This is a genomic window from Nocardioides sp. LHD-245 (genome assembly GCF_030929495.1).
In the GTDB taxonomy this organism is placed as follows: domain Bacteria; phylum Actinomycetota; class Actinomycetes; order Propionibacteriales; family Nocardioidaceae; genus Nocardioides.
In genome coordinates, this window is record NZ_JAVFWN010000014.1 from 116992 (window position 1) to 133435 (window position 16444).

Consider the following 16444-nt stretch of genomic DNA (forward strand, 5'->3'; position numbering starts at 1 on the left):
TCTGTCGGCGCACCGTCGCACCTCCAGAGTTGCCTGCTCCGCACGGTCCTGGCGCCTGAGAGGTTCCGGGGAGGGATTGCCCCTTCGGCGCAGGCACGGGGCCTGACTCTCCCGTGCAGCATCAAACAGCAGAGACAGGCTACCCCACGTTGCGGGCGGCACGGCGGGCGGCGAGCTCGTCGCCGGCGACCGGCGCGTCCTGCTCGGCCTCGTTGGCGTGCTCGCTCGGCAGCTGGGCGAGCGAGCCCTCGATCTCGCGCCACACCCCGCCGATCGCGATGCCGAAGACGCCCTGGCCACCCTGGAGGAGGTCGATGACCTCGTCGTTGCTGGTGCACTCGTAGACCGAGGCGCCGTCGCTCATCAGCGTGACCTGGGTGAGGTCGTCGGTGCCGCGCTCGCGCAGGTGGCTGACCGCCGTGCGGATGTTCTGCAGCGAGATGCCGGCGTCGAGGAGCCGCTTGATGATCTTGAGGATCAAGATGTCGCGGAAGCTGTAGAGGCGCTGCGAGCCCGAGCCCTTGGCGCCACGGACACTCGGCTCGATCAGGCCGGTGCGGGCCCAGTAGTCGAGCTGGCGGTAGGTGATGCCGGCCGCGTTGCACGCCGTCGGGCCGCGGTAGCCGAGGTCGCTGGGCAGCGGGGAGACGTCATCGGTGAACAGCAGGCCCTGCTCCTCGGCGGCAGCCGTCGCCGCGGTCGCGTCCTGACCGACCTTCTCGGGCTGCTGCTCGTTCACGGGGCCTCCACTGGGCTCAACGGGTCGGACGCCGGGCGTGGCGCTGCACTGCTGTACTTCGACTCTTCAAGGTACGGCGCGGGTGTCGGGCCGGTCAAAGACATGGCCGGGCGTGTCGCGAAAACCCTCACCCTGAGGCTGAGACTGAGCCGTCGCGACCACGCCCTCGATGCTCACCCCTCGGAGCCGAAGTCCTCCGGTGAGACGTGGTCGAGGAACTCGCGGAACGCCTCGACCTCGTCCTCCTCCTCGGCGGGCGCCGCCAGCCCCGCCTCGGCGAGCACGTCGTCTGCGCAGTAGATCGTGGTGCCGGTCCGCAGCGCGAGGGCGATCGAGTCCGAGGGGCGCGCGCTCACCTCGACGCCGGAGGCGAAGACCAGGGTCGCGTAGAAGACGCCGTCGCGGACGTCGGTGATCCGCACCTCGCTCAGCTCGTTGCCGGTCGCGGTGAGCACGTCGCGCATCAGGTCGTGGGTCAGCGGCCGGGGCGGCACCACCCCCTGCTGGGCGAACGCGATCGCGGTCGCCTCGACGGCGCCGATCCAGATCGGGAGGTAGCGCTCGCCCCCGACCTCCCGCAGCAGCACGATCGGCTGGTTGGAGGGCATCTCCACCCGGACACCCATCACGTCGACCTCGCGCATGCGTCCAGCCTACTGCGTCGAATTCGGCGGCTCAGATGCGCCGCAGTCCGGCCTTCACCAGCGTCGCGTGCAACCGCACGGACAGGGCGGCGATCTCGCTGACCGCCTCCTCCGCGCGCGCGCTCGCGGCGGCGTCGCGGCCCTTGCGGGGCGTGACGACCTGCTGGATCAGGCCGACCTCGCGATCGGCCGCGCTGCGGAAGGCGCGCAGGTGCCGGGGCTCGATGCCGTAGTCGGCCAGCTCGCGGGCGGTCTGGGCGATCACGAGCGCGTCCGTGTCGTAATGCCCGGTCGGCGACGGGCTGATCAATGCGAAGGACTCCAGCTGGCCCAGGAGGTCCTCGTCGATGTCGGCCACCTTGACCAGCTCCTTGCGCGAGAGCCGCAACCGGTCGGTACGGCGGAACGACTCCGGCGCCGGCAGCCCGTCGGACCCCAGCGCGACGGTGGGCACGGTGGGCATCACGGGCTCCGGCTCCGGCGGGGCCAGGCCGCGGTCCATGGCGTCGAGATGCTCACCGATCACCTTGAGCGGCAGATAGTGGTCGCGCTGCATCCGCAGGATGTAGCGCAGCCGCTCGATGTCGGACTCGGCGAACTTCCGGTAGCCGGACGGCGTGCGCTCCGGCTTGACGAGGCCCTCGGCCTCCAGGAACCGGATCTTCGGGATGCTGATGTCCTCGAAGTCCACCCGCAACCGGTCGAGCACCTGCCCGATGTTGAGCCGTGGCTCCCGCTCCCCCCGAGCGACGGCAGCCGTCATCAGACGCTTTCGTGCCCCGCGAAGAAGACCAGCCGGTACTTGCCGACCTGGACCTCGTCGCTGTCCTTGAGCTGGACCTTCTCGATCCGGTCCCGGTTGACGTAGGTGCCGTTGAGGCTGCCCGCGTCCTCGACGGTGAAGGTGTCTCCGTCGCGGCGGAACAGCGCGTGCCGGCGCGAGACCGTGACGTCGTCGAGGAAGATGCCGCTCTCGGGGTGCCGTCCGGCGCTCACCTCGTCGGCGTCGAGGAGGAAGCGGCTGCCGGAGCCCGGGCCCTTCTGGACGACGAGCAGAGCGTGCCCGACCGGCAGGGCGTCGACCGCCGCGGCGTCGACCGGGCTCAGCGCCCGGTCGGAGGTCTCGACGCCCGCGCCGCCACCGAACTGGATCGTGGCGGTGGCGTCGGTCACCGGCGCCGGGTCGGGCGCGACCAGGCGGTTCCCGCACTGCGAGCAGAAGCGGGCGTCATCGGGGTTCTGCCGACCACAGGCGGTGCAGAACGGCATCAGGAGCTCCTCACGGTGAGTCTGTCTCGAACCTACCGGATCAGGTGTCGAGCTGGGCCTCGTAGGCGGCGGCGTCGAGCAGTCCGTCGAGGTCCTGGGCCGACGCCGGGACGATCTCGAAGAGCCAGCCGGCGCCGTACGGGTCGTTGTTGACCAGCTCGGGCGTGGCGTCGAGGGCCTCGTTGACGGAGACGACCTCGCCGGTGACGGGCGCGTAGACGTCGCTGACCGACTTGGTCGACTCCAGCTCGCCGCAGGCATCGCCGGCGGTGACGGCGGCGCCGACCTCCGGGAGCGAGACGTAGACGATGTCGCCGAGCGCATCCTGGGCGTAGTCGGTGATCCCGACCCGCACCGAGCCGGCGACGTCGCCGGGCTGCCGCAGCCACTCGTGCTCGGCGGTGTACTTCAGGTCCGCGGGGTTGGTCATGGCCGAAGGCTACTGCCCCTGATCCGGGACCGCATGCGAAGGCTGGTCGCGCCGGACGACGGCCTCGATGTCGATCGTGCGCCGCTCCTCGACCTCGACGGTGGCGCCGTCGTCCTCGAGCTGCTTGCGCGGTCCGAGGGAGAAGTTGATGGCGCCCGCGAGGACGCCCGGCTCGCCGATCGCCTCGATCACGTAGGGACCCTCCACCCGCTCCCCGTCGATCTCGAAGCCGCCGTTGGTCTCGGCGAAGGACGTCTGCGCCACCACCCGCACACTGCCGTTGACCGCGATCGCCTCCGCCCCCACCGTGCGCAGCTCCTGGATCGTGTCGAGCAGCGACGCCAGCCGCACCCGGCCGTCGTCCTCGGTGATCCGCACCCGCAGGCCGGGTCCGGTCACCGGCACCAGCCCGGCGAGGATGTTGAGGTTGTCGACCTCGTCCTCGGCCTGGTCGATCGCCGTCTGTCGCTTGGTCGAGTCGTCGCGCAGGCCCCCGGCGACCTCCTCGAGCCGGTCGATCTCGGCCTCGGTGCGCTGCCGGGTGCCGGCCAGGCCGTCGAGCAGGTCGATCAGCTCCTGCTCCCGCAGGCCGGTGTAGTCGTCATCGACCCCGGTCAGCCGGACCTGGGTGACCGCGCCGAAGCCGAGCAGCGCCAGCAGCACCGCGGCGACCAGCTGCCGGCGCGACGGGCGCAGCAGGGCCGCCCGCAGACGGTCGGTCGGCGTGGCCGGTGTCGCCGGCGGTTCCGTATCGGGGGCCGGCAGGGTCGGGTCAGGCATGGAAGACATGTCGGCGGATCGCCGCCACGTTGGTGAAGATCCGGATCCCGAGCACGACGATGACGCCGGTGGACAGCTGACCACCGACGCCGAGCCGGTCGCCGAGGTAGACGATGCCCGCCGCGATCACGACATTGCTCAGGAAGGACACGACGAACACCTTGTCGTCGAAGATCCCGTCGAGATAGGCGCGCAGGGCCCCGAACACCGCGTCGAGCGCGGCGACGACCGCGATCGGGAGATAGGGCTCGACCGAGCGCGGGACGTCGGGCTGGAACACGAAGCCGAGGACCACGCCCACGACGAGTCCGAGCACCGCGATCACGGCATCTCACCTCCACGGCTCTGGGGTCGGTCGGGTACGTGCACCGCCGACCGTAGCTGGCGCAGCCCACCGGGCGCGGCAGGCAGGTGGAGCTCGTCGACATCCACCGTCTTCTGCTCGAACCCGTACTGGTTGCTCAGCGCCAGGAAGCGCTGACCGGCCTGGGTCTCGACGAAGTACGACCTGAGGGTCCGGGGGTCGCCGATCGCCAGGACGGTGAGCGGCGGGGCGACGCCCACACCGTTGACCTCGATCGCCTCGCCGACGTTGGTGATCCCGCCCCGGGGGTTGAGCCGCTGGCCGTTGACGGAGATCGCCTCCGCGCCGGCGTCCCACAGACCGTCGACGAGCATCGCGAGATCGGAGTCGCGCAGCTTCTCGTTCGCGCCGGCGTACGCCGGGTTGTCGACGGTGATCTTGACGCCGGGCCCGGTCACCGGCTCGAAGCCCGTGAGGGAGCCGAGCTGGGCGCGGCGGGCCTGCAGGTCGGCGTACCGGCGGCCGAGCGAGCGCAGCGTGTCCTCGGCGACCGCGTTGGCGGAGCGGAGCGCGGCGAGCTCGACCTGGAGCCGGCGCACGGTCGCTCGGCGGGCGTCGACCCGCTCGATCAGGCTGGCCCGGCTCGCGTCGTCGACGTCGGCGTTCTGCGAGGTCTGCACGGCGGCGACCGTCACCAGCATCGCGAAGAGGCCGACCACGAGGACCACAGCGACGCGGTAGCCGCGCTGGGGCCCGCGCTCGCCCGCGCCGGAGGCCCGCGCCGCCGCGACCTGGTAGTCGCGGTCGACCGCCTCCTGCGTGATCAGCGTCAGCAGGGGGGTGCGGGCCCGGTCGAGGGTGTCAGGCATGGGTGCGCCGCTCCGTCGTGACGAGCAGCGTGCGCACCTGCCAGGCATAGAGCACGCCGGCCCACCAGTACAGGCCGATCCCCCACAGGGCGAACGCCCAGCCGAAGACCTGGGCCAGGGTGGCGACCGTCCCGTCGCCGTCGCCGAGCAGCAGCAGCGGGAAGGCGTAGAGCAGGTTGAAGGTGGCGGCCTTGCCGAGGAAGTGCACCGGCAGCGCGCTGTAGCCGCGGGTCCGCAGCAACGGCACCAGACCCCACAGGAGCAGGTCGCGCAGCGGCAGGCACAGCGCAACCCACCACGGGATGATGTCGCGCATCGCCAGACCGACGACGACGGCCAGGATGTAGAGACGATCGGCGATCGGGTCCAGCAGCTCGCCGAGCTCGGAGGTCTGGTCGAGTCGCCGGGCCAGCCAGCCGTCGAGGAAGTCGGTGACGCCCGAGAGCATGAGGACGACCAGGGCCAGCACGTCGGCCTCGGGGCCGAGCACCAGCCACAGGAACAGGGGGACGCCGAGCACCCGCACGAAGCTGATCAGGTTGGGCAGCGTCAACACCCGGTGAGCAGCCACGGGCGACACTCTAGTCGCGGGCGGGGTCACAGGCTCGACGACTCCTCGGAGTGGGCCGCGTCGCGGATCTCGCCGACCAGCTCCTCGATCACGTCCTCGAGGGCGGCGACCCCGAGGGTGGTGCCGTCGGGGTCGACGACGCGCGCCATGTGGGCGCCCCGGCGCTGCAGCACCTCGAGCGCGTCGTGCAGAAGCGCGTCCCGGGTCACCGTCGCGAACGGCCGGATCCACCGGTCGGCGACCGGGCGCTGCCGCCGCTCCTCCACGGGCTCCAGCACGTCCTTGATGTGGAGGTAGCCGAGCAGCTCGGCCTCCTCCCCCGCGGAGACCACGGGGAAGCGGCTGAAGCCGGTGGCGGCGCACAACGCCTCCACGTCGGCCCCGGTGGACCCGCGTACGACGGTCGCGAGCGTGTCGGGCCGCATCATCACCTCGCCGACCGTCTTCTCGGTGAACCCGAGGGCGAAGGACAGCCGGTCGTACTCAGCCGCGGCCAACAGGCCCTCGCCGTGCGACTCCTCGACGAGCGCGGCGACCTCCTCGCGGGTGTAGGTGCTGCCGACCTCGTCCTTCGGCTCGATCCGCAGCAGGCGCAGGATGGCGTTGGCGATCGCGTTGATGCCCGCGATGATCGGCCGCAGCACGGTGACGATGCCGAGCATGGGCGGGCCGAGGATCAGCGCCGCCCGGTCCGGCCCGGCGATGGCGATGTTCTTGGGGACCATCTCGCCGAGCACCACGTGGAGGAAGACCACGACGGTCATCGCGATCACGAAGGCGACCGGGTGCAGCCACTCCTCGGGGACGCCCAGCTCGTGGAAGAGCGGCTCGATGAGGTGGGCGAGCGCGGGCTCGCCGACGGCGCCGAGGCCCAGCGAGCAGATGGTGATGCCGAGCTGGGCGCCCGCCATCATCTCCGAGACCCGCTCCATCGCGCTCAGCGTGATCCGCGCCATCCGCGAGCCGGCCTGGGCGCGCGGCTCGATCTGACTGCGCCGGGCCGAGATCAGGGCGAACTCCGCGCCGACGAAGAAGGCGTTGGCGGCCAGCAGGACCACCGCGAGCAGGACGCCACCGAGGTCACCCATCGGTCCCGACCTCCTCGAGCCGCATCGAGAGCCGGTCGATCCGCCGCCCGTCCATGTGGTCGACCGTCAGCACCGCGCGGCGCAGCGGCTCGTCGTCGTCCTCGCCCGTCGCCGGCAGGGGTACGACGGCGGAGTCGCCGCTCTGCGGGATCCGGCCGAGCAGCTTGAGCACGAGCCCGGCGACCGTGTCGTAGTCCTCGCTCTCCGGGAGCTGGACCTCCGTGAGGTCCTCGACCTCGTCGGGGCGCAGGAGACCCGACAGCGACCAGGTGCCGTCGCGGCGCAGCCGGCCGCGGTTGCCCAGCCGGTCGTGCTCGTCGGCGATGTCTCCCACGATCTCCTCGATGACGTCCTCGAGCGTCACGATCCCCGCGTGGTCGCCGTACTCGTCGAGGACGATCGCCATCTGGAAGCCGTCGGCGCGCAACAGTGCGAGCAGCGGGTCGAGGCGCAGCGAGTCGGGCACCAGGATCGGCTTGGCCATCAGGTGCTTGACCTTGGTGGTCGCCCGCTCGTGGAGCGGCAGCGCGACGGCGTTCTTGACGTGGACGGTGCCGACGACGGCATCGGAGTCGTCGAGGACCGGGAAGCGGGAGTTGCCGGACTCGCGGGCCAGGGCGATGACCGCGCTGGCCCGGTCGTTGACCTCGAGGGAGCGGGTCCGGACCCGGGGCGTCATGATCTCGCCGGCGGTGCGGGTGCCGAACTCGACGGAGCGCTCCATCAGCTCGGCGGTCTCGGCGTCGAGCGTCCCCTCGTCGGCGGAGTGCTGGATGAGCGAGGCGAGCTCGGTGGAGCTCCGGGCGGAGCGGAGCTCCTCCTGCGGCTCGACGCCGAGCCGGCGCACGATCGCGTTGGCGCTGCCGTTGAGGATCCGGATCGGTCCGCGGCACACCGCCGTGAAGGCCCGCATCGGGCGCTGGGTGAGGCGGGCCGTGGTCAGCGGCAGTGCGATCGCCACGTTCTTGGGCACCAACTCGCCGATGAGCATGGTCAGCAGGGTGCTCACGGTCAGGCCGAGCCCGACGGCGACCGGGCGCACCGCGCTGTCGGCCACGCCGGCTCCGGCGAGGGGGTCGCGGAGCAGCTCGGCGATCGCGGGCTCGGCGAGGAAGCCGATCGCGAGGTTGGTGATCGTGATGCCGACCTGCGCCCCCGAGAGCTGGGTCGACAGCGAGCGCAACGCCTTCTGCACTCCGGCGGCGGCGGCGTCACCGCCCGCGGCCGCGCGGTCGACCTGGCCGCGGTCGACGGTGACGAAGGCGAACTCGGCCGCGACGAACAGGCCGCACGCGAGCACCAGGAGGATGGCGAGCCCCAGCAGTAGCCAGGCGGTCATCGGGTTCTGCGGCTCCTGCCCACGGTTCGGTACCAGTCGATCAGCTCGGGAGCGTCCAGACTACCCGGACGCCGCGCCGCTCGCGCGGGCCCAGCGCCCGCCGGCGTCCAGCCGTCGAATCAGCCTCGCGGGCACGCCGCCGACGACCGCGTGGTCGGGGACGTCGCCGCGCACGACCGAGCCGGCCGCGACCACGACATTGCGCCCGATCGTGGTGCCCGGCAGGACCATCGCACCGTGCCCGATCCACGAGCCCGAGCCGATCCGCACCGGCCGGTGCGCGCCGAACTGACGGCCGATCGGCACGTCGGGGTCCTCGTAGCCGTGGCTGGCGTCCGAGACGAACACGTCCTGCCCGAACCACACGTCGTCGCCGATCTCGATCGACTCGTGGGCGGTGATGCACACCCGGGCGCCGAGGACGCAGCGCTCGCCGATGACCAGCCCGCGCGCGGGGAGGACGACCTGGGTCGGGCCGTAGCCCACCGAGAGGGTCGCGTACTTCCCGATCAGGGTGTCCCTGCCGACGTGGATCGCGGAGGCGTTGACGACCGCCGAGAGAGGGAAGGCGAGGCAGGCACCCGGCCCGAACGCGCCGAATCCGTCGGCCAGAGCGGTGCCCGGCGCCACGTCTCCCTGGTGCTCGGCCCACCGCCACGCGGCATGGACGGATCGGTTCAGGAGGCGGCGGAGCGGGCGCCGGAGATCGAGCACCGGGCGAGGTTACCCAACTGCAACCTCCGCGGGGCTCCGCCGGTTCGTCCGCCCCGCTCCCGGGGCCGTAAAATCCGGGAGTGCAGAAGCCCGTCATCGCCTATTTCGCCGACGACCCGACCCGGGTCTACCAGCTCCTCCAGTGGATCCCGGTGCTGGAGAGGCTCGATGACAGTCATCCTGTCGGCATCCTGACCCGCGACCCGCAGACCCGCGCGATCGTGGAGGAGCGCACCTCGCTGCCCGTGCTCCTCGCTCCCGGCTTCGCCGACCTCGCCGCGACGTACGACGAGCTCGACGCCAAGGTCGTCGTCTACTGCAACAACTCCATGCTCAACTTCAACTCGCTGCTCGACGGGCGGATGCTGCACGTGCACATCAACCACGGCGAGAGCGACAAGCAGTCGATGGTGTCCAACAACGCCAAGGCCTACGACCGGGTCTTCGTCGCCGGCGAGGCCGCCGTGCAGCGGCACCGCGCCGCGCTCATGGAGCTCGACGAGTCCCGCCTGGTCCGCATCGGCCGGCCGCAGCTGGACCTCCACCCCGCTCCCCTGCTGCCGACGAGCGAGCGCCGGACGGTCCTCTACGCACCGACCTGGGAGGGCGACGCCGACTACAACGACTACACATCGGTCGATGTCTTCGGTGTCGAGATCGCCCGCGCGATCCTGGCGGTGCCCGACGCCCGCCTGGTCTACAAGCCGCACCCGAAGGTGACCACGAGTCAGACCCCGGCGATCCGCGAGGCGCACCAGGCCATCCTCGACCTGGTCGAGCGGGCCGCCGAGCGCGAGCCGGACGCCGGACACGCCGCGATCTGGCACGGCGACATCCTCGCGGTCTTCCCGGGCTGCGACGCGATGGTGACCGACGTGTCCTCGGTCGGCCTGGACTGGCTCTACCTCCGGACGGACAAGCCGATCCTCATCACCGACCGGCACCACGACGCCGATCGGCTGCGCCGCGAGGTCCCGGTCAGCCGCTGTGCCGACGTCGTCGACGCCGACGGCCTGGCCGGGCTCACCGAGCTGATCGCCGATCGGCTCGACCACGACGAGCACCGGATCGCCAGGGCCGCGATGCGCCACCACTACTTCGACGACAACGGCGTCGGCGACAGCACGGTGCGCTTCGTCGAGGCGATCACCGACCTCGTCGCGCTGCGCGACCGGCTCCAGGGCAGGCTGCAGGAGGGAACTGTCGGGGCGGCCTGACAGGCTGGGAGCATGCCCGACACCCGCGAGGTCTACGCCGCCGAGGACCTGTTCGCCGGCTGGCTGGACGAGGCGGCGCGCACGCCGGGCGAGCCGCTGCGGGTCCAAGTCGGTCCCGCCCTGCAGGCGTTCGAGCCCGAGACCGAGCCGCGGTTCACCGACCCGGCCCACGTCCAGGAGTTCGTCGACCGCGTGCTGGCCCACCTCGTCGCCACCGGCAGCAGGTACGACGACGGCGCCGGTCTCGACCTCGCCGGGGTGCCGTTGGTGGTCCGTGCGCGACGGGGCCACACCCGCGCCCACTACGAGTACGACGAGCTGCCCGCCCGCGGCGTCGTCGCGATCCCGCCCCGCGAGGTCGGGGGCGCCTGGTCGCTGCGGGCGGCGGTCGTCCTGCACGAGGTCGCCCATCACCTGGCCGGGGCCGAGGGACACGGCTCGTCCTTCCGCACGACCTTCCTGCGACTGCTCGAGGACATCGGCCGGCCGGTGCAGGCCGACCTCCTCCACACGGCCTACCGGCTGCACGGCCTCGACACCGGCGTCGACGGCGAGGACCGCACCCTGCTCCGGATCGGACGGCTGCTGCGTCAGGCGGAGCGCACGTCCAACGCCGCCGAGCGCGAGGCGTTCTTCGCGAAGGCCCAGTCGCTGGCCACCCGCCACCAGATCGCGCTGGCCGTCGCCCGAGCCACCGCCGGGGCCGAGGAGAGCCGTGAGGACCCGACCTGGGAGACGGTGCTGATCGGCGAGTCCGGCAAACGGTCGCTGGCGCGCTACGTCCGGCTCCTCCTGGAGATCGCGCGGGCCAACGAGGTGCGCGTGGCGATCTACACCAGCAACACCAGGGTCACGCTCTACGGCTTCCCCTCCGACATCGCGGTCGTGCAGGCGCTCTACGCCACGCTGGTCACCCAGATGGTCGCCGACGGCGACGCCCACCTGCGCTCGGGCGCCCACAAGGCCGACCAGCGCGAGGTGTGGGACGCCCGCCGTCGCCGCTGGGAGCTGCGGCCGGTGCACGGCTCGACCGCCCGGGCGGCGTTCTACGAGGCGTGGGCCGATCACATCGGCGAGCGGCTCGCCGCCGCGCGCGCCGAGGCGAGGGCCTCGGCGATCGCCGCCGACGCCCCGGTGACCGCGGGCCCCACGTCGACCGAGCTCGCGCTCCGGGCGCGGGAGGTGGAGGTCGTCGACTACTTCGGACGCATGCAGCGCGACCACGGCATCCGCGGCACCTGGAAGGGAGCAGCCCAGGCCGGCCACGCCGCCCCGGGCTCCCGCGACGCCGGCACCTTGGCCGCGGCCCGGGCCCGCCTCGGCACCGAGCGCGCTCTCAACTCCCGCTGAGCCGGAAGCGGACGATCCACTCGCCATCGCGGCTGAGTATCTCCGTGCGCCGCCACACCCGGCTGCGGCTCGCGCTCTCCTACTGGGGCGCGTCCACGAAGATGTCGTACTCCAGCTCACCCGTGCCCCCGTACGACGACAGGTCGGTGACGCCCGCCTGGCGGAGCACCTCCACATCGAGGACCGCGTTGCCGGTGAACGCGCGGGACGGCCGGGCCAGGACCTCGACCGCGGCGTCGGCCATGATCTCCGGCCTTCGCGCCCGCTGCATGGCCGTGTCGCCGCCGAGCAGGTTCTGCACGGCGGAGGTGGCGATCAGGGTCTCCGGCCACAGGCAGTTGGCCGCGACTCCCGCCTCGGCGTACTCCGCCGCCCAGCCGAGGGTCAGCAGCGACATGCCGTACTTCGCCAGCGTGTACGCCGGGTGCTTGCCCAGCCACTCCGGCGCCAGGTTGATCGGCGGGCTCAGCGAGAGGATGTGCGGGTTCCGGCTCACCCGCAGGTGGGGCAGGCAGGCGCGGGTCAGCAGGTAGGTGCCGCGCAGCTGGATCTGGGTCATCAGGTCGAAACGCTTGACCGGCAGCGCCTCGGTGCTGTCCAGGGCGATCGCCGAGGCGTTGTTGACGCAGAGGTCGATCCCGCCGAAGCGCTCTACCGCGCGGGCGACGGCGTCCGCCACGGACTCCTCGTCGCGCACGTCTCCGACGACGGCGAGCGCCTGGCCGCCCGCGGCCTCGATCTCGGCGGCGGCGGTGTGGACCGTGCCCGGCAGCCGCGGGTCCGGGAGGTCGGTCTTCGCCAGGAGCACGACGTTCGCGCCCTCCCGCGCCGCCGCCAGCCCGATCGCCAGCCCGATCCCCCGGCTGCCGCCGGACATCATCAGGGTCCGCCCCGCAAGTCGCTGCTCAGTCATGGCGGCACCGTTACACAATTGCTACAGCCGCGCCAAGAGCGTTAGAGATAGGTCACAACACCAGCGCTCCAACTGTCGCGCTTCTGTAACATGCTCGCTGTCATGACCGCTCCCGACCTCAAGCCCGTCACCACCCGGTCCGCCCTGCTCACCCTGCTACTGGGCGCCGAGGTCCCCCGGTTGAGCACCCGGGAACTCGTGGCGGCCGCCTCCGTGGTGGGCTTCGCCGAGGCCACCGTGCGGGTCGCACTGTCGCGGATGACCACTGCCGGCGACGTCGTTCGGGACGCAGAGGGCGGCTACCGGCTCTCCGAACGCCTCGCCGCGCGGCAGCGGCGCCAGGAGGAGGCGGCCCATCCCTCGCTCCGGGACTGGGACGGCTCGTGGGATCTGGTCGTCGTGACGACCGCGGGGCGTACCGCCGGCGACCGGGCCGACCTGCGCACGAGCCTCGCCGAGCTCCGGCTCGCCGAGCTCCGCGAGGGGGTCTGGACCCGCCCGGCCAACCTCCACCTGACCTTGCCGGACGCCGTCGGCGCCGTGTGCGAGCGGTTCACCGGCGCCGCCCCCGACACCGGGCCCACCGCGCTGACGGCCCGCCTGTGGGACCTCGACGCCTGGGCGACGACCGCGCGCCGGCTGCTCGCCGCGACGGACACCGACGATCCCGTGCTCCGGTTCACCGCGTGCGCCACCTCGGGGCGGCACCTGCTGACCGATCCGGTGCTGCCCGCGGCCCTGCTGCCCGACGACTGGCCCGGCGACGCACTGCGGGCCTCGCATGTCGCCTACAAGCAGTGGGTGGTCGACATGCGGCGCAGCCTCACCGACGCCGGGGACCGACGCGACGCAGACTCGGGCTGAACCGGCCCAGCGCCAGCCGTCAGAGCCGGTCCCGGCGAGCCCGATCGCCGATCCGGACACCGAGGTCGTCCAACTCGTCGAGCACGTCGCCGGCACCCCAGACCTGGCCGCGCGTGCGGTCCGTCAACGGCCGCACGATCCCGGCCGACACCAGCCGCTCGACCGCACGATAGGCGCTCGCCCCCGGCATACGGAGGCGGTGCTCGACGTCCTCGGTCGTGAAGATCGGCTCGGCCACGAGGTCGTCGACGAGGCGCGCGGCCGCCGTACCGGCCCTGGGGCGGCCGGCCCGCTCATGCCAGCGCGCCGGCATCGCGGCCAGGAGGTCTGCCGTCCGGTGGGCCTCCTCGGCGGCGATCCGGGCCGACCGCGCGAAGGCCGACACGACCGGCCAGGCGTCACCGGCCCGGTAAGCGTCGAGGGCGGCGAAGTACCGCTCGCGCCGGGCGACGAGCGCCGACGCCGTCGGGATCACGACATGCCGGGCGACGCCCCGGTACCGGACGACCGCCGCGGCCACCGCACGGCCGATCCTGCCGTTGCCGTCGGTGAACGGGTGGATCGACTCGAACTGGGCATGGGCCACCGCGGCCTGGAGGACGACAGGCACGTCCACCCGGGTCGCGAAGCGGACCAGGTCGGCCATCAGGGGCTCGACCAGCGCCGCCGGAGGCGGCACGTAGAGCGCTCCTCGCGGCGAGTGGTTCGAACCGCCGATCCAGTTCTGCATGTCCCGCCAGCGCCCGGCGTACGCCGCCTCGCTCGGATCGGCGCTCATCAGCAACCGGTGCGCCCCGGTGATGCCGTCGACGTCGATCGCGCCGTCCAGCAGATGATCGACCGCTCCTCCTGCCGCCACCATCGACGTGGCCGACGCATTGGCCCGGCTTCCGTGGAGAGCTCGGGCGTAGTCCTCGATCGACGCCTCCTCGTGCTCGATCTTCGACGATGCGACCGACTCGGCCCGCAACAGCAGCGTCGCCAGCGGGCGGAGGTGGTCACCGCGGGTCGCGTCGAGAGCCGCGATCGCACGGACCGCCTCGTCGCATTCCGCCGCCAGCGCCGCCGGCACCAGCAGGTCGAGCTCGGCGATCTCCGGCGGGACCGAGGTCACGACCGCGCGCAGCCTCCGGTCGTCCGCCGTGCCGCCGCGGTGGGCCTGCCGCCAGGCGACCTCACGGGAACCGTGCGCGGGAACCGCGAGGCGGGACGCCGAGTCGCGGGCACCGGTGGTCATGCGATCAGGCTACTCGTATTCTCAGTTAGCCTCACTAAATGAGAATAACGGGGCGGTTGTTCTCAGTCCGCCGCCGGCGCCGGCTCGCTGCGGAACCGGTTGGGACGTCCCGCGATGCCGAGTGCGCGCCAGATCCGTCGCGAGACGGGGTTCATCAGTCCCGTCTCCTCGGCCAGCATCCGCACGTCGCCGAACATGTCGCGCAGGAACTTCCGCGACTCGGGGCTCCCCCACCAGACCTCGCGCACGACGTCCTTGGGGATCCCCATCTCGCGCACCGCCTTCGGCCCGGGGACGGCGATCGCGTCGCACAGCACGCGCATCAGGACCGGCATGAGCACTGAGGCGACACCGCGCTGGACGAGGTTGAGACCGGGCGCGCGGTGCTCGAGGAACTGGTGCGCGAAGCCGATGTGCCGGGCCTCCTCGGCCACATGGATCTGGCTGATCCGCTCCAGCAGAGGATGCATCGGAGCTCCGGAGCGCAGCATCACCTTCTGCACATAGTCGATCGGCTCCTCGCCGCCCAGCACGCCGATGAAGAAGATGAAGGGCAGGTGCTTGGCGGCGAACGGGAGGAAGGGACCGAGCGCCCGGAAGAGGCTGTGCGCGCCGGGGACATCCAGGCCGGTCCGGTTCACGAACTCCTGGAACATCTGGGTGTGGTGGCACTCCTCGGTCGCCTCATGCGTCGAGTAGCGGAACTCGGCGCGCCCGTTGGGCAGGCTGAGGCAGTACATCATCAGCCCGGCGATCAGCACCTGCTCGAACTGCAGGCCCACCTTGACGACATTGGTCTGGCGATAGAAGCCGACCTCGATCTGCCGGTCGAGCGGCAGCGAGCGGTACCACTCGGTGCGCCCGAGCGGGTCGACGTCCGGGAGGATCCAGCGCGGGTCCGTCGGATCGATCGCGTAGGCCGGATCGTCCCAGGGCACATCGACGAAGGCGTCGAAGTGGTGCTCGACCGATGCCTCGGACAGTGTCCGCAGCAGGTCCTGGTAGTCCGTCTGGTCCACACCGATGCCACCCATGCCTAGATGCTACCGCTGGTAACAGCTATCGCAAGGGGGTCGGCGATCATCGGGTCGGGTCGTCGCCCACCCGGACCAGCAGCTTGCCGAAGTTGCGGCCGACGAGCAGGCCGCGGAAGGCGTCCGGGACGCTCTCGAAGCCCTCGACGACGTCCTCGCGGTAGCGGACCCGGCCCTCGCGCACCCACGCGGCCATGTCGCGCCGGAAGGGCTCGGTCAGGGTCGGCTCGAACTCGCTCTGGATGAAGCCGCGCACGGTCAGACTCAGGGTCAGCACCCGGCGCAGGTAGGCCGGGAGTCGGTCGGGCCCCGGCGGCGCCTCGGTCGCGTTGTAGTCGGCGACCAGCCCGCAGACCGGGATCCGCGCGTACGGGTTGAGGCGGCGGTTCACAGCATCGGCGACCGCGCCGCCCACGTTCTCGAAGTAGACGTCGATGCCGTCCGGCGTCGCCGCGGCCAGGTCGTCGCGGAAGGTCGGCGAGCGGTGGTCGAGTGCGACGTCGAAGCCGAAGTCCTCGGTCAGGGCGCGGACCTTCTCCGCGCCGCCCGCGATGCCGACCGAGCGCGCGCCCTTGAGCTGCGCGATCTGCCCGACGGCCGAGCCGACCGGTCCGGTCGCGGCGGCCACCACCACCGTCTCCCCGGGCTGCGGGCGTCCGATCTCCAGGAGTCCCGCGTACGCCGTGAACCCGGGCATGCCGAGCACGCCCAGCGCGGTCGACACCGGCGCCTCGGCCGGATCCAGCCTGCGGGTGTGCCGGGCGTCCGCGACGGCATGCGTCTGCCAGCCCGTGTAGGCCAGCACGATGTCGCCGACGGCGCGGCGCTCGGAGCGGCTCTCCACCACCTCGCACACGGTCTGGCCGACCATGACGCCGCCGAGCGGCACCGGCTCGGCGTACGACCGGGCCTCGCTCATCCGGCCGCGCATGTAGGGGTCGAGGGAGAGGTAGACCGTGCGGAGCAGCACCTGACCGTCCGCGAGCGCGGGAAGGTCCTCGGTGACGAAGGCGAAGTCGCTGTCGGCCGGCTCTCCCACGGGGCGGGCGGCGAGGCGGATCTGGGTGGTCTGCACGAGTCGA

General features: G+C 72.1%; 19 protein-coding genes and 1 riboswitch. Of the genes, 3 read left to right on the top strand and 16 right to left on the bottom strand.

What is annotated here, in order from left to right; all coding sequences use genetic code 11:
• Positions 1 to 33 precede the first annotated feature (33 nt).
• Positions 34 to 124, bottom strand: a riboswitch (glycine riboswitch).
• A gap of 15 nt (positions 125 to 139) precedes the next feature.
• The 12 genes from RB608_RS20510 to RB608_RS20565 form a co-directional block, all read right to left on the bottom strand.
• Positions 140 to 739, bottom strand: a complete 600-nt coding sequence (locus RB608_RS20510; RefSeq protein WP_308089911.1) for a MerR family transcriptional regulator — start codon at positions 737 to 739, stop codon at positions 140 to 142.
• Between the two features lie 173 nt (positions 740 to 912).
• Complete coding sequence (locus RB608_RS20515) at positions 913 to 1383, bottom strand: bifunctional nuclease family protein (protein ID WP_308089912.1); 471 nt, start codon at positions 1381 to 1383, stop codon at positions 913 to 915.
• A 31-nt stretch (positions 1384 to 1414) separates the two neighbouring features.
• On the bottom strand, positions 1415 to 2146 hold the full coding sequence (locus RB608_RS20520) for a MerR family transcriptional regulator (protein ID WP_308089913.1): 732 nt from the start codon (positions 2144 to 2146) through the stop codon (positions 1415 to 1417).
• Positions 2146 to 2652, bottom strand: a complete 507-nt coding sequence (locus tag RB608_RS20525) for an FHA domain-containing protein (protein WP_308089914.1) — start codon at positions 2650 to 2652, stop codon at positions 2146 to 2148. The genes RB608_RS20520 and RB608_RS20525 overlap by 1 nt, the downstream gene beginning before the upstream one ends.
• Positions 2653 to 2692: 40 nt before the next feature.
• A complete protein-coding gene (gene gcvH, locus RB608_RS20530) occupies positions 2693 to 3082 on the bottom strand; it encodes a glycine cleavage system protein GcvH (RefSeq protein ID WP_308089915.1) in 390 nt (129 codons plus the stop codon).
• A gap of 9 nt (positions 3083 to 3091) precedes the next feature.
• Positions 3092 to 3862, bottom strand: coding sequence for a DUF881 domain-containing protein (locus tag RB608_RS20535; RefSeq protein ID WP_308089916.1), 771 nt, complete (start codon positions 3860 to 3862; stop codon positions 3092 to 3094).
• Positions 3855 to 4187: a small basic family protein gene (locus RB608_RS20540; protein ID WP_282399605.1), complete on the bottom strand. Its 333-nt coding sequence runs from the start codon at positions 4185 to 4187 to the stop codon at positions 3855 to 3857. The genes RB608_RS20535 and RB608_RS20540 overlap by 8 nt, the downstream gene beginning before the upstream one ends.
• Positions 4184 to 5035: a DUF881 domain-containing protein gene (locus RB608_RS20545; protein WP_308089917.1), complete on the bottom strand. Its 852-nt coding sequence runs from the start codon at positions 5033 to 5035 to the stop codon at positions 4184 to 4186. Before RB608_RS20545 ends, RB608_RS20540 begins: the two co-directional genes overlap by 4 nt.
• Positions 5028 to 5606 carry a CDP-alcohol phosphatidyltransferase family protein gene (locus RB608_RS20550; protein ID WP_308089918.1) on the bottom strand — a complete coding sequence of 193 codons (579 nt, stop codon included), beginning with the start codon at positions 5604 to 5606 and terminating at the stop codon, positions 5028 to 5030. The genes RB608_RS20545 and RB608_RS20550 overlap by 8 nt, the downstream gene beginning before the upstream one ends.
• A gap of 26 nt (positions 5607 to 5632) precedes the next feature.
• Positions 5633 to 6694: a hemolysin family protein gene (locus RB608_RS20555; protein ID WP_308089919.1), complete on the bottom strand. Its 1062-nt coding sequence runs from the start codon at positions 6692 to 6694 to the stop codon at positions 5633 to 5635.
• On the bottom strand, positions 6687 to 8033 hold the full coding sequence (locus RB608_RS20560; RefSeq protein ID WP_308089920.1) for a hemolysin family protein: 1347 nt from the start codon (positions 8031 to 8033) through the stop codon (positions 6687 to 6689). The genes RB608_RS20555 and RB608_RS20560 overlap by 8 nt, the downstream gene beginning before the upstream one ends.
• A 60-nt stretch (positions 8034 to 8093) precedes the next feature.
• Positions 8094 to 8747, bottom strand: coding sequence for an acyltransferase (locus tag RB608_RS20565; protein ID WP_308089921.1), 654 nt, complete (start codon positions 8745 to 8747; stop codon positions 8094 to 8096).
• An 80-nt stretch (positions 8748 to 8827) separates the two neighbouring features.
• Here RB608_RS20565 and RB608_RS20570 point away from each other — a divergent pair, with 80 nt between their 5' ends.
• Positions 8828 to 9964, top strand: coding sequence for a CDP-glycerol glycerophosphotransferase family protein (locus RB608_RS20570; protein WP_308089922.1), 1137 nt, complete (start codon positions 8828 to 8830; stop codon positions 9962 to 9964).
• Between the two features lie 12 nt (positions 9965 to 9976).
• The gene (locus RB608_RS20575) at positions 9977 to 11314 is read left to right on the top strand and encodes a DUF2786 domain-containing protein (RefSeq protein ID WP_308089923.1); all 1338 of its coding nucleotides are present in this window, start codon (positions 9977 to 9979) and stop codon (positions 11312 to 11314) included.
• 79 nt (positions 11315 to 11393) lie between these two features.
• Here RB608_RS20575 and RB608_RS20580 read toward each other — a convergent pair whose 3' ends face one another.
• The gene (locus tag RB608_RS20580; RefSeq protein ID WP_308089924.1) at positions 11394 to 12227 is read right to left on the bottom strand and encodes an NAD(P)-dependent oxidoreductase; all 834 of its coding nucleotides are present in this window, start codon (positions 12225 to 12227) and stop codon (positions 11394 to 11396) included.
• 102 nt (positions 12228 to 12329) lie between these two features.
• Here RB608_RS20580 and RB608_RS20585 point away from each other — a divergent pair, with 102 nt between their 5' ends.
• Positions 12330 to 13091 (top strand): PaaX family transcriptional regulator C-terminal domain-containing protein, encoded by a 762-nt coding sequence (locus RB608_RS20585; RefSeq protein WP_308089925.1) that lies wholly within the window; start codon positions 12330 to 12332, stop codon positions 13089 to 13091.
• Between the two features lie 19 nt (positions 13092 to 13110).
• Here RB608_RS20585 and RB608_RS20590 read toward each other — a convergent pair whose 3' ends face one another.
• The 3 genes from RB608_RS20590 to RB608_RS20600 form a co-directional block, all read right to left on the bottom strand.
• The gene (locus RB608_RS20590; protein ID WP_308089926.1) at positions 13111 to 14328 is read right to left on the bottom strand and encodes a Fic family protein; all 1218 of its coding nucleotides are present in this window, start codon (positions 14326 to 14328) and stop codon (positions 13111 to 13113) included.
• A gap of 62 nt (positions 14329 to 14390) precedes the next feature.
• Positions 14391 to 15362 (bottom strand): diiron oxygenase, encoded by a 972-nt coding sequence (locus tag RB608_RS20595; protein ID WP_308089927.1) that lies wholly within the window; start codon positions 15360 to 15362, stop codon positions 14391 to 14393.
• 46 nt (positions 15363 to 15408) lie between these two features.
• On the bottom strand, positions 15409 to 16437 hold the full coding sequence (locus tag RB608_RS20600) for an NADP-dependent oxidoreductase (protein ID WP_308089928.1): 1029 nt from the start codon (positions 16435 to 16437) through the stop codon (positions 15409 to 15411).
• Positions 16438 to 16444: the final 7 nt, after the last annotated feature.